At 58.0% G+C, this 13,128-nt stretch carries 13 protein-coding genes; 4 read left to right on the top strand and 9 right to left on the bottom strand.

The features are described 5' to 3' along the window. Window positions 1-25 precede the first annotated feature (25 nt). The 3 genes from VEI50_07085 to VEI50_07095 form a co-directional block, all read right to left on the bottom strand. On the bottom strand, window positions 26-787 hold the full coding sequence (locus tag VEI50_07085) for a HEAT repeat domain-containing protein (GenBank protein HXX74876.1): 762 nt from the start codon (window positions 785-787) through the stop codon (window positions 26-28). Next, window positions 780-1,880: a HEAT repeat domain-containing protein gene (locus VEI50_07090; GenBank protein ID HXX74877.1), complete on the bottom strand. Its 1,101-nt coding sequence runs from the start codon at window positions 1,878-1,880 to the stop codon at window positions 780-782. Before VEI50_07090 ends, VEI50_07085 begins: the two co-directional genes overlap by 8 nt. A gap of 98 nt (window positions 1,881-1,978) precedes the next feature. After that, window positions 1,979-3,061, bottom strand: a complete 1,083-nt coding sequence (locus VEI50_07095; protein HXX74878.1) for a HEAT repeat domain-containing protein — start codon at window positions 3,059-3,061, stop codon at window positions 1,979-1,981. A 219-nt stretch (window positions 3,062-3,280) separates the two neighbouring features. Between VEI50_07095 and VEI50_07100 the strand changes: the two genes are divergently transcribed. Next, complete coding sequence (locus VEI50_07100; GenBank protein HXX74879.1) at window positions 3,281-4,531, top strand: hypothetical protein; 1,251 nt, start codon at window positions 3,281-3,283, stop codon at window positions 4,529-4,531. Window positions 4,532-4,633: 102 nt separating this feature from the next. On the opposite strand, the gene VEI50_07105 is transcribed toward VEI50_07100, so the two are convergent. The 3 genes from VEI50_07105 to VEI50_07115 are packed head-to-tail and all read right to left on the bottom strand — an operon-like array spanning window position 4,634 to window position 7,447. Beyond that, entirely contained in the window at window positions 4,634-5,992 is a 1,359-nt protein-coding gene (locus VEI50_07105; protein HXX74880.1) for a HEAT repeat domain-containing protein, read from the bottom strand. Window positions 5,993-6,007: 15 nt separating this feature from the next. After that, window positions 6,008-6,448, bottom strand: coding sequence for a hypothetical protein (locus VEI50_07110; GenBank protein HXX74881.1), 441 nt, complete (start codon window positions 6,446-6,448; stop codon window positions 6,008-6,010). A gap of 6 nt (window positions 6,449-6,454) precedes the next feature. After that, window positions 6,455-7,447 carry an alkaline phosphatase family protein gene (locus VEI50_07115; GenBank protein HXX74882.1) on the bottom strand — a complete coding sequence of 331 codons (993 nt, stop codon included), beginning with the start codon at window positions 7,445-7,447 and terminating at the stop codon, window positions 6,455-6,457. 222 nt (window positions 7,448-7,669) lie between these two features. On the opposite strand from VEI50_07115, the gene VEI50_07120 reads away from it, so the two are divergent. The 3 genes from VEI50_07120 (at window position 7,670) to VEI50_07130 (ending at window position 10,872) form a co-directional block, all read left to right on the top strand. After that, complete coding sequence (locus tag VEI50_07120; protein HXX74883.1) at window positions 7,670-8,962, top strand: hypothetical protein; 1,293 nt, start codon at window positions 7,670-7,672, stop codon at window positions 8,960-8,962. Between the two features lie 3 nt (window positions 8,963-8,965). Further along, window positions 8,966-9,538, top strand: coding sequence for an LPP20 family lipoprotein (locus VEI50_07125; GenBank protein ID HXX74884.1), 573 nt, complete (start codon window positions 8,966-8,968; stop codon window positions 9,536-9,538). Window positions 9,539-9,603: 65 nt separating this feature from the next. Then, entirely contained in the window at window positions 9,604-10,872 is a 1,269-nt protein-coding gene (locus VEI50_07130; GenBank protein HXX74885.1) for a hypothetical protein, read from the top strand. On the opposite strand, the gene VEI50_07135 is transcribed toward VEI50_07130, so the two are convergent. The 3 genes from VEI50_07135 to VEI50_07145 all read right to left on the bottom strand — a co-directional run bounded on the left by VEI50_07135 (window position 10,869) and on the right by VEI50_07145 (window position 13,042). Beyond that, window positions 10,869-11,168 carry a hypothetical protein gene (locus VEI50_07135; protein HXX74886.1) on the bottom strand — a complete coding sequence of 100 codons (300 nt, stop codon included), beginning with the start codon at window positions 11,166-11,168 and terminating at the stop codon, window positions 10,869-10,871. The genes VEI50_07130 and VEI50_07135 overlap by 4 nt on opposite strands. A gap of 749 nt (window positions 11,169-11,917) precedes the next feature. Further along, window positions 11,918-12,796 (bottom strand): dienelactone hydrolase family protein, encoded by an 879-nt coding sequence (locus VEI50_07140; protein ID HXX74887.1) that lies wholly within the window; start codon window positions 12,794-12,796, stop codon window positions 11,918-11,920. 39 nt (window positions 12,797-12,835) lie between these two features. Beyond that, complete coding sequence (locus VEI50_07145) at window positions 12,836-13,042, bottom strand: DUF4177 domain-containing protein (protein HXX74888.1); 207 nt, start codon at window positions 13,040-13,042, stop codon at window positions 12,836-12,838. Window positions 13,043-13,128 lie beyond the last annotated feature (86 nt).

Raw genomic sequence — 13,128 nt, forward strand, 5'->3', positions numbered from 1 at the left:
TTCCTTTACGTCCAAAAAGAGATGATTACTTTGCTTTCCACCCCAAACTTGCCAACACCCCTTCGACCGTCTCCTGCACCATCGTGTTTTCGTCTTCTAGCAACGGAAGCAATGGATCGATCGCCTGCTTCGCGCCCAATCGCGCAAGCGACTCCGCCGCGTTTCGACGCACCAGCCAGTCCTCGTCCTTGAGCGATTCGATCAACGGCGGGATCCCCCGTTGATCGCCAATCTTACCCAATGCCTCTGCTGCATGCCGCCGCACCATCCAATTGTTACCCATCAAGCCGTCGATTAACGCGTCCACCGCCCTCGTGTCACCGATTTTTTTCAGCACCCTCGCGACATCCTCACGTAATGTACTGTCGGTCAGGGCCTCGATCAACCCCGGTACGGCACGGGAGTCGCCGATCCGCTCGAGCGCCCACACAGCGGCGGTCCTCACCGCTCCGTCTTTATCCCTCAGCGCCACAACCAACGGATCCACCCCACGCGGGTCCTTGAGCTTTCCTAGTCCCGATGCCGCTTGTTCACGAACGGCCCATTCGTCATCTGTGAGGGCCTCGATCAATGGATCGACTACCGAAGGCCCGATTCGGACGACGGCACTCGTCGCCGCTTCTCGAATCAACATATCCTCGTCCGCCATCAGGCCGATGAGCTGAGGCACAGCTTCCTCACCGATTTGTCCGAGACTGGCAATGGCATGGTCGCGGAGTGCCTCGTTGTCGTCGCGCAAGGCCGAAATCAACTGTTCGATGCGATCCGCCCGGGTCTCGTCATTCATCGTGGTGCGATCCTTCCTGACTCGCCGTCTGCTCTCCGTCGAGGGCTGCGAGTTTATCGGCAATCAAGCCGGCATTATACGCCACCAAACCGTCACGGTCGGTCCTCAGCCGTTCGAAGAGGTCCCGATGCGGGCGGAGAACATCCACATCCTTCACCTTCGCGAGCGCCTCCATGGCATAGACCCGGAGCGGACGGATGGGAATCGCCTCAATGTATAATTCAGCCGGCCGAGCATCCCCGATCAGTCCCAGCGACTTTAAGGCTAATTCTTTAACCCCGGTATCCTTGTCGACTTCCAGCCGTTTCATCAGAGGACCGACGGCGCGGACGTCGCCGATTTTCCCCAGCAAATCAGCCGCCGCTTCGCGCACCAGCCAATCGTCGTCTTCAAGATACTCGATCAAAATTTCGACGCTGGGCCGACCGATGTTGAGGAGCTCGATCACCGTCGCCATGCGGGCTTCCTCCCGTTCGCTGGCTCCTTCGACATCGCGCAGAGCGTTGAACCGTTGATCGATACATTCGCGAATGGCTCCCAATTTCTTGAGCGTGCGCACGGCCGTCTCGCGCACCGCCAGCTGTCCCATCGCGTCGATGAACGCATCCGCGGAACGGGGATCGAGGAGTTGTTCGAGCATCGTGGCCGCCAAGACCTGCGCCTCCGGGTCGTGGTGTTTCAGCATCTCACACAGTGAGGGGACCGCATTGGGAATCGCTCCTAATAACTGTGAGGTCACCGTCCGCACCCGCTCGTCCTTTGCTTCATACAACAAGGACACCAGTGCCGACGCAGTGTCTCGGTCCAACACTCCCGCCATTTGCTCCAATGCCGACGCACCGGCTCGCTGAACCTGTTCGTCGGTTTCGCGGAGTAACTTGACCAACGGCACCCCGGCCTGCGGATCCTTCACGCGCGCCAACATGGCGGCCGCCTCTACCTTCAGGGCTGGAACACCTGTTTCCACCGCATGCACGAGAGCGTGGACCGCCCGCGGCCCACCAGACAAGCAGGCAGCTGTGGCCCGCATCCGCCGCCAGTCTTCTTCATGGACCAACTCGCCGACCAGCGTCTCGATGCTTTCTTTCGACATAGCATTCGCTCCGGCGCGAAGCACAGGGCGAGGGAACAAGAGCGAAAATCAGTTTTCTCACCTGGACCTTTTCGCTTCGTCCCTCTGGCCGATCCAGCTCAGACACGACCAGGCCGCCAGCCCACCTTTGTCAACGTGTCCTTGACGTGGTACCGAAGATTGTCATCCGCTTCCTGCGCTAACATCGTCAGCAACGGTGCGATCACGACATTGCCGAATCGCACCAGTGCCGCAGCCGCATCCGCGCGAGTGACCGTATGACGCATGGCATCGAGCAGTGTCGGCACTGCTGCTTCATCCCCTATCACGCCTAATGCTCGGGCTGCTGCACCCTTGGCGACCATTTCTTCATCCCAATGATCTCCACAGCCATCGACTGCCCGGGAAACTTCCGGTCGATCGACGCCGTTCAGCACATTGATCAGGACCGGAACTGCGCGTCGATCGCCGATCTGCCCGAGAGATTCCACGGCGAGCGGCCGCAAGCCCGGCTCTTTGATGACCACAAACAAAAAATCGACAGCTCTGGCATCCCCGATCTGACCAAGCGCGCGGACTGCGTCTTCGCGGATAGCTGCATCGCGATCGTTGAAAAGTGCCGATAATAACGGTTCGACTGCCGACGCTGATCGTGTCTTCCCCAAGGCTTCCACGGCATGGAGCCGCACAAGCCACTCGGAATGAGTCAGCGCATTCAAGAGAGAGGGGATCGCAGCATCGCCGATCGCCGCCAGCGCTGCAGACGCCTCCTCGCGAACCGCCTTGACCTTATCTTGGAGTAACGGAATCAATGGTTCAATAGATTCGAGGGGTTTGATGCGTCCCAGGGCCTTCGCCGCATGCATGCGAACGATCCAGTCAGGGCTGTTGAGTGCCGTGATTAACGGAGCCGCCACGCGCGCATCGGCAATGACAGCCAAGGCCGCTGATGCCGCTTCCTGGATAGACAGGTCACGATCGTTGAGACAGTTCGCCAGGGCTGTCACCGCCGACTCGCCCAGAACTGTTAGAGCGCCGATTGCCGCCTCGCGTACTGCCCGGTCGGAATCGCGCAGGAGCGTGACCAGCGGTCCCACGGCCCGGGGATCGCGAAGGGCACCGAGTGCGGTCGCGGCATCCTCCCGGATCGCCCAGTCCTCATCCTGGAGCGCCGCAATCTGTTCGGCAACCGCGTCTCCCATGGTCCTCCAAATGTCGGATCGAGTACCCTAACACAGCCATTTTCCAGGGGTCAACGGAAGGGCTGTCGATGACTCATCGCGGAGATTTTGAGCCATTCATTCAATTGACAGCCCCTGTACCCCCTCGCTACCATCACGTTCCCAATTCACTGGCTCCCTGATGATAACCCGCTGTCAGATAACGCAACCCCTACAAACTTTCTTGTAATGGAGGTCCCGATGATTACGACGAATTTCGTTCTGAATAGAAATGTCCTGACGATCGTGCTCCTCCTAATCGGGTGCCTCGTCCCGTTCGGGACTTCAGCAGGGGCCTATGAGGTCTGGCTAACAGATCAATCAGACACGGGGAAAGAAATCGGAGGCTTACTGTATGTCTATGACGGGGCCCAACTGGCGGCCAATCCGACAACGGCAAAACCGACCGTGACGATCGATTTAGCCGGGGACGTCAACAAGCTTTGTGAAGAGGCAACCAAGAAAGCCGTCCGTCGTCCCCACATGCTGTTCTTCACCAAGGATCAGTCCCATGCCATCGTCTCGTTCCTCAGCGGGCACGTGCTCTTCATGGACGCAGCCACCAAGAAGCCTGAAGCCTGCCTCTCCATGGGAAAGAACGTCCATGCGGCCTGGCCGACGCCCGATCAGAAGATGACCATCGCAGCCAACATCGCTGAAAAAAAGTTCATCCGCATCTGGACAGACTATGCAGCACATAAGTTTACCTTCGATGCTGAGAAGGATGTGATGAATCTGGCCTTGTTGGAAAGCGGTGAGCGACCGGATACCGCGCCCATTTGTCCGATCACCGAGGCATCCAGCAAGTATGCGTTCATCACGCTTCGGGGCGGCGGCTTGCTCGTCGTGGACGTCACGAGCACGCCCATGAAGGTGGTCGCAACCTTGGACAATAACCAGATCCATCCAGCCGGATGCGGCGGAGTCCAAGTCGATAGCACGATGTACATCAACTCCGGCGGAGGCTGGCCGATTGCACCGCTCTCCTACGACGTCTATGCGTTGGATCTGTCGGACTTGCCGAAGTCTGTCTCAGCAAAATTGGTGTCGCAGCGCGATCAGAAGTTCGCCGATTCCCATGGCATGGTTGCGGTCGGCAGGTATGTGTGGAGCGCGGATCGCGCGGGAAACGATATCGAGATTATCGACACGCTTACCAACTTGAGTGTCAACTCCGTCGATTTGGTAACGGATGCCAACAAGGACCCGGCGCCTGATTTGATGGATGTGTCACCCGACGGCCAGTATGTCTTCGTCGGCTTCCGTGGTCCCACCCCGTTGACCGGTAATGACAAGACCGTTAACAACGCAAAAGGAACTATCCCGGGGATTGGCGTCGTGCATGTGGATGCCGGCGGAAAAGTCGGTTATTACAAAGGGCAGGCGGCGATCACCAACATGAAGGACGGGAAAGAAACGGCGGACAATCACGGCGTCGCGGTCCGAAAGTAGTCGTTGGCTTTCAGCCGTCAGCCGCGGACAAGGAAAAGATCACAGCCGTCACGAGATGATTCTTGCCGACAGGTGATGGCTGACTGCTTCCCGGCGAGAGTATCATCGAGCCAAATCGCCTGACGGACCAAAGCGACCGGTCTCGCCCAGCGGGCGATCGACACGGAGATTGTCGGCCTGGCTGGAGTCTGCCGTGTAATCCTCCGGCGGCAGAGTCCACCCGAGTTTCTCCAGTGTTTCAAGGACCAACTGTCTCAACGCATCCTTGGCCGTTAAACGGACCGAGGCATAGGAGAGGACTCGCTCACCTTCCGCACCGATCTCCGAGGCTTTGGGATCGTAGAGAAACGAGATCAACGGCTCAATCGCCGCATCACCGATGACTGCCAGAGCCGCCGCCGCTTTTTCTCGCAAGACACCATCTTTCAACAGCATGATCAAGTCGGGAATCACTCGCGGATCGCGGAATTGACCGAGCGCCGTCGCCGCCGCTTCCTTGATGAACGCATCCTCGCTGACGATGCACCCGGGCGTCGGCGTGCCATCCTGCCTGATCCCCTTCCCTTTTAACGCATTGAGCACGGGCGGCAACGCACGAGCATCGCCGATCATGCCCAGCGAGGCGATCGCATGCCGTTTGACCGCGCCGTCTTTCATGGCTTCGATGAGCGCATCAATCGCTCGCGGATCGCCGATTTGCCCCAACGCAATCGTCGCGTCTTCCCGAACAGCACGATCCGGATCTTTGAGCATCGCAATGAGCGCATCGACCACCCTCGGTTCGCGCACCCATGTGCGGCCGATTTGATAGTCAGTCGTCATCCCGCCAAGGGCTCGCGCCGCGTGACATCGCACGACGAAGTCTTTGTCTTTCAATGTCTCGATCAGCGGATCCACCGACGCCTGGCCGATATAGACGAGGGCCGTGCCGGCCGTCTCGCGCACAATCTTGGATGAATCACGGAAGAGTTTGATCAAGGCCGGCACAGCGGCGGAATCACCGATCTTGCCTAGGGCCTCAGCCGCCGCGCTCTTCACCGCTCCATCACGATCACGGCAGGCGACGATTAATGCCTCAACGGCCTTCCGGTCCTTGAGTTCGCCGCACGTCTTTGCCGCATGTTCCCGGACTCGCCACCGGTCGTCTTTCATCACTGCGATCATGCGATCGAGGACCGCAGGCTCCATCCTGACGGCGGCGTCGACGGCTTGGTTGCGAACTTCCATGATCGGATCGTTGAACAACGCGATCACGGCCTCCAAGGCCTTGGGTCCACCGATCTTGGCCACACCTAATCCGGCATGGGCCCGCACCGACCAATAGTCATCGCTACAGGCGCTGACCAGTGCCTCGAGACTCTTCGGATCGCCGAGCTCAGCCAACGTCTTTGCTGCTTCCTCGCGGGTGGCATCATCGACGTCTTCCAACGCTTCCAGTAAATCGTCGAGCGTGTGTGTCATCGTCACGTTCTCCACTCAGTATTGATAGTCTCGTTGCCCGCCATGCGGGTAGGTCCGCGAGCAGCGAATCGTCAACGTCTGTGTTCCGCGTCCACCGACACATTGGTCGAGGGAGGCGGCATACTCTACTTTCCCCTCCAAATTCACTCCGAATGGAAAATCAAACGTAAAGCTGACGAACTTGTATTTCCCCGGTTTGAGCTTGAGGGCACGGGCTTCCGTCGTCTTGTAGGCATCCAACGATTCAGGATCCGAGGCGTAAATGGAGGGAGTGACGCCGGGAACCTGCCACCACGTGGGTGGCTCCAGAACTGTCGCATCGATTGTGATGACATGTTCCTGCAGGTAGGCTGCCGGCGGACCGGCAATCGCCGAAGGACCCATCATTGTAGTCAGGAGAAGTCCGATTCCCGGTACGACCCATCGCATCACATGCTCGTCAATAAGGCATTGCATGACGCATTACTGTTTTGTAGATGGCGAGATTGGAGCCGCAGAGGCTGTTTGAAAGATTTCTTCAATGGCATGACTTTCCCACTCCGTATGGGTCTCCAGCCCCAACGTCCGCATCACCGTAGCCCCTGTATCCAAAATCGAAACCGGTTGGTGAATCGCATACCCATGCTTGATCCCTATGCCTGAAGCAATCCAGGGAAGCAGTGGAACCGTGCCGTCAGCCTGTTCTCCGCCGGCGTCTTTGCCTTCCGCGCTCAAGGAGGTCACAAACACCGTCGTGCGTTTCAGCATGCCCTGTTCTTTGTAAATATCCAACACCGACGCCATGGCATTGTCCACGGTCTTCAAGGCTTGTCGGTATTCCTTGGATCCCCACCCATGGGCAACACCCACTCGTCCCGCCTCGGGCAGATGCACGATGAGAAAGTGCGGGAGCGATTGGATCGCGTGACCGTATCCTTCGCCGCTCGCGGCTTTCTTGAAATAGGCTCGGATGTAGGAGACGATCCGGTCCGGATTGCACTCCGGCTTCAAGGGGCCACACATTTGATAATCGGTGTAGGGTTCCGGTCGGGCGATCTGATACAGAGATTCGTCCATCAAAAAGATGGCGCTGTCGCGCCCGCCGCTCAAATCGAGGTAATCAAAGACGCTGGGAGCCCGTGGATAGCCTCGGCTGAAGTCGAAGGTGTTCCAGGAAACTCCGTGCTTATCGACCGGCATTCCGGTGATCAACGACACCATGGTCGGGAGTCGCAACGCCGGTTTGACTCCCGTGGCCGACCATGTCACAGCCCCCTGCTTGATCAGACGACTCATCGTCGGCATGGTGCCGCCCTTGAGAGAATCCTGTCCGAACCCTTCGAGCACGAACAGCATGACGTAGTCGGCCGGGCTCGTCGTGGAGGTCTCATGAGAGGCCGGGGCAACTGCGAGGGCGACATTGAGCGAGGTGCCTGGGCACAAAAAGACAAGCAACACCGGGAGGATAGCCGCCATTCGCCACTGAGCATATCGTGATGGAGGATTCACAACGATGTCCTGGCCCCAGAAAAGAATTTGTACCTTAACACGCTATTTTCCGCCAAGGCAAGGCGACCCAGGCCCGCCAGCAGGCCCTGGCGCCCGGACAACGCTGATGCTATGCTGAGATTATTCGTGTCCTTGGAAGTCAACGAAAGACGCTCTGGTGCGTCAGTTCTATCATGGAAGGAACTGGTGATGCCTCGTTCCCCGATAGATCTGATACCCGTCCCCGCCTATCGGCCCATCGTGACATGTGGGGTCTTCGCTGTATTGACCATGGCCCCCTTTCTCCCTGCTCTCTCATCCCCGGCGGTCGCGGAAGTCCGGGTCGTCAACGCTCAGGGCGAACACCGCATGGGCGACCGGGATACGAGAGAAGACGCGATCCGACTGGCCACTGAAGCGGCGAAGCGGAATGCACTGGAGCAGGTTGCCACCTACCTGGAAAGTGTTACGGTGGTGGAGGGAATGGATGTAACGAAAGATGAAATCCGCACTTACACAGCTGGGCTCGTGCTCGTCCTGGATCAACGAGTGAACACCACGCTTGATGGAGACACGATCGTGATCAAGGTCGATCTTGTGACACAGGTTGATACGGAAGAAGTGGCCCAGGCCATCGTCGCACTGCGGGAAAACGAAGATGCACGCCATCAGCTTGTGGCTCTTCGGCAGGAGATGGACCAACTGCAGGGTCAGCTGGCCGCCGCCAATCAAGCACTGGAGCGGGCCACCTCGGCTGAACAGGTTCAGCAGGCTTCCCAAGAACGCCAAGACCTGCTGAATCGTGCACAATCAGACGCCATGGTTGCCCAAGCCTGGACGGACTGGGTGGTCGTGTCACCGGTTGTGTATCCCTACCCGGGGATGGGTTTAGCACAGACGCAGGCGCTGTTGAATGTCGCGCGCACCCTGTACCCGACGAGTCCGCATGTTCCGGTCGCTCAGCAAGTTATCACTGCGCAACAACCATCATCAGTGATTGCGCCGGCTCCGGTCTTGACTCCACCGCCCACAACGGGACCAGTGCCGCATACGTTGAATGAAATCTCGCACACGACTCAGACGACTCCCCCGCACATCGGGAACCAACCAATCACGAGTCAGCTACCCACTGCTCCGATCCCGTCAGGTCCGCGTAACCTCACCGATGTGCGTCAGTTAAATCCATTGGTGCCACCGTCACAAAACGGGGCTCCGTCGACACCGCAGCAGACTGTCCCACCAAGCTCTCGCTCGGGGCAGGCATTGCAGCAGTTTCTGCAACCACCGTCCACATCCGGAGGGCAGGCACAGGCCGGGCTGCCTCCAATTGCCCGACGGTTGCCTCCGACGATCAACCAACTTCATCCACCCTTGCTGCATCAGGCACCCCGCATGCCCTACCATGTCGGCCCTCGATCCTTCGGTGGCGGCAGAGGCTTTGGAGGAGGACGAGGTTGGGGAGGCGGTCGAGGTGGCGGCGGGCATGGAGGGGGGAGGAGGTAATCGATGAACCGGGTGATCCGACTGGTGAGCATCTGCTGCAGCATGACAGGAATACTTGGTGTGATGCCGGCCACGACATCAGCTGAGGACGGAGCCCCGGCCGTTCGCCAACATGCCGAACAGCCGTTTCAGGAGATGAAACAGAGCGAGCGAGGCGGGAAGGCGCCTGTCGGTGCAAAGGGGGGGGCGACCATCGCCGAGACCAGCAGCCACTACTCCCCCGACCAATACTTGATCGGCAAGGGTCAGGGAGATCTCTCAAAGGGCAAGAACGTCTGCCAGCGGGTGTCGGAGTTGTCAGCTCGGACGGATCTGGCAAAGCAGATCCGCGTGATGGTGAAGGAACATATGGTCGATCGTGTGCGGCAGCAGGCCGATGGGAAAGAATCCGAACAGGACATCGAACTCACTCGCGAAGAAATCGTCCAGGAATATCTGCAGGGCGTCAAGATCGTCGATCGCCAGGTCGATGAAGCAAACAACACCTGCAGCGCCTCGGCTGTCATGCCGAAGAGTCAAATCCAGCCGAAGCCGGCCCCGGACCAGCCCGAACCGATTTCTACAATCCTCCACTAAGAGCCCTCTGCACTACTTCCCATAGGTTGCACTCCCCACTCCCTTTCGGGTAAGTACCTGCTCCCATGCCGAACGAGAACAACTTTCAACACGATGAGCTCTCACGGAAGAGTCCTGGTGACCGGCTCGCTACAGCCGAGCTGGCGACGGGGATGCAGCCCGACTCTCCTGCCTGGGCCGAGGCGATGGCGCAGTGCGGCATGCAGTTGTCGCAGGCTGGTGTTAAAGCGATCGTCTTCCTGCACGGGTCCATCATCGGCACCGACGTCTTCGGGATGCAGCGGCTCGACGAAGCCGGCGGACTCAAGCGCGGCTACTCGCGTGGCGTGTCTGGCGTCGATGCCCTGCTCGCCGCAATGCGCGAAGGCAGTAATGGTATCCCTCCACTCCCCGGCGGAATAAAACCTCCGCTGACCAACGATGACGCGACCAAGAAGCTGCTCGACGATCAACTCGGCGACGCGGGCAATTTCACAAACGCCGCTGTCTTGCAGTTTCAGAAAGCAATCAACAGGAGCGCGGCGAAGCCCCTCACCTGTATCCGATACCTCTGGTCGTCTGAACACCATCATCTCGGACGCGCATTGGCGGCTGTCCGGTTCTTGGACGACCTGCGGCAACTTTGCGAGAGTCAAAAATTCTCGACTGGAGACAGACTTCTCGTTGAAGCTCACGGACAAGCGGGCTTGGTCATAGCGCTCGCGTCTAATCTGCTTTGTCCCAGCCCTATCGTGGGCCGGCCGAAGCTCTTTGCACTTCTTTCAGGCTATGCCAAGCAGATCGGACTAACAGACGTCACGACCTCTCTGACGAAAATCGAGTCGTCGTTGGCGTCGGGGTCTTTGCTGAACGGTGCCGTACTCGATGCAGTCACATTCGGTACTCCGGTCCGCTACGGCTGGGATCCGTTGGGGCTCGGGAAACTGCTGCATGTCGTGAATCACCGCAACCTACGCACCGACGGCAAGATCTGGCTCTCAAAGATGGAACTTCCTCAAATCACAATGGAGATGCCGATCGCCTGGGGCGGCGACTACGTGCAGGAACTGGCCGTAGCGGGAAGCGATGCCATGCCGATGACCGAAGCGGCGAAAGCCGCGAGCAAAGCCGTGTGGGAACTGGTTGAACCCTATGACGGGTTCGAGCGTTGGCTGGAATGCGCGAGACGCGCCGTGCGATTCCCCAGTGAAGGTCGTTGTTTGTTAGTTGATTATAAGGATTCGACCGGCTCCACCAATCCGCGTGACCATTACTACGGCCATGCAGCGTATACCCGCCTGAATGCGATGCTCTTCAACACGACGGAGATCGTCCGCGCGCTTTACAAAGCCTAGCGGCGAGGCGCTTTGGTCAATTTCGTCTTGCCTTTTCTCGCCAATTCGAGAAGCACGCGCAAACCGTAATAGAAACATTCCTTGTTGTAGCGCCGCTCCCATTCCTTGAGGATGCGCTGCCCTGCTTTGCTCTTGCGCCGAAGCGCCTGTGCCACATCCTTGTGCAGCAGACAGCGTGACTCGGACGCCCGCTGAATCCACATGGGCGGAATATTCGCCCCGCCTCGCTGAAGAAGCCGGTAGCCCCTCAAAACACTCCCGTCTGCACTCTCATACAACGACGCTTCTCTTGGCATCACATCACCTCCGTGAAGGGTTCATGACAAAGCAATGTCTTACGCAAATTTGACACCAAAACAGGCTGCACTCAACAGCGCAGAGAAAATACGCTAGACTAACACCCTTCCCGCTGATTAAGGGTCCAGCCAAAGACCTACGTCAAGACACCCAGAGCGAGCAATCATCAACAAAGGGGAGGTTTCATGACGGTTCAGATCTTCATGGGTCATGGCCTGTCAGAGTGTTTTGGCACCACGTTGGTACCAATAAGGGCTCAAACATACGACATTTCGGAAACTCAAACGAATCAGATTGTAACCTTTCTGGCCGCATCACCGACATCGTATGGTGGAGCGAACTGCGAGACTAGCTATGAGCTAGGCTACTGCCAATGTCTTCTACGCGTTCACGTCGCTTCGGTCAGGTCCGTGAAGGCTGCGCATCCGACCACGCTGCCGACTTCAATACCTGCTGGATGTCCTGACTTCAATCCTAAGGAATATCACCTCGGAAGGCCTCGGCCTTTTTATCGTGCTCTTAGTGCTGGTTATCCTGCTGCTGTTTCTGCTGCTGCCCGTGATGCGTTCGTAAAGATGGAGGGGAGGTCAATCAGCAAACGGCCTCATGTACAGGACAAAGTCTGGACGATGAAGTCGATGCGAGGGGTGACACAAAGTCAGCGTCAAGGAGCTTTTGGCACGCTACATCGCTTTGATTTTTCCGTCCCTGCTAGATCAAAAGAGAACAACCATGAGGAAGGTTCTCATTACGCCGCGCCGTACTGTTTAAACCAAGCCTGCAGGCGGTTCCATCCGTCCTGCGCCTGCTCTTTTCGATAGCTCGGTCGGTAATCGGCGTGGAAGGCGTGCGGCGTGTCCGGATAGACGATGATTTGAGACGGACTATCGGCTGCTTTCAGCGCCTGCTGCATTTGCTCTACCGTATCAAGCGGAATGCCTTGATCGTTTCCGCCGTAAAGACCGAGGACTGGTGTTTTCAGGCTGGCGGCTACGTCTATCGGGTGCTTGGGTTGGAGCTCGCTCGCCTTGCCGACCAGCAGTCCATACCAGGCGACGCCGGCCTTCAGTTGGGCACTGTGAGCGGCATAGAGCCAGACAATCCGCCCACCCCAGCAAAATCCCGTGATACCGAGCTTCTCGATATTGCCCTCCCCGGATGTCTTGACCCATGCCACAGTTGCATCGAGATCTGCCATCACTTGCGCATCTGATACCTTGGCGACGACTTTGCGGATTTCGTCGATATCAGACAGCTTCGAGACATCGCCCTGCCGCGCATAGAGCTCCGGTGCGACGGCCAAGTACCCCAACCTGGCGAACCGGCGACACACGTCTTTGATGTGCTCGTGGACGCCGAAGATTTCCTGAACGACCAGCACGACCGGAAACGAACGTCCTTGCGATGGCATGGCCCGGTAGGCTGGAATACTGTCGTCATCGGTTGGGATCATCACTTCACCGGCCGTCAGGCCTGTCGAATCCGTGACGATCGTCTCGGCCCAGACCGGTCGTACAGCCAGAGCGAAGCCGGCTGCCAGCGTCGAGACCACGAACCCGCGCCTTGTCAGTCCAATCGCCTGAATCGAGCCAGGCACATGCCCGCTATCTTGTCCGTTATCCCTCATATTTTTCTCCCAATGAACTGGCCGCCGCACCCAAGCTAATTATTTCTTAAAGATCAACCTTGGCTCCGTCATGTCCCCCATCGACACCACCACCAACTCCCATCCACTCGCTCCATATTCGTTTAAGATCGTCTGCATGTTCTGCGTGTCCCGTAATACTTCCACGATCTTGTACTGAAACCGTTTCGGTTCTTGGGCCTTGGCCGGGATGGGAGGCCATTGCATAAAGAGAGTTGTTATAGCCACTAGTAGGCTTACTCCAGCCGTAGTCCAAACTGCGTATAGACGTACGTTCCTCATATATTCCTCCTTTCCTCTCACCCTTTCCCTCT

Source organism: Nitrospiraceae bacterium (assembly GCA_035623075.1).
GTDB lineage: Bacteria > Nitrospirota > Nitrospiria > Nitrospirales > Nitrospiraceae > DASPUC01.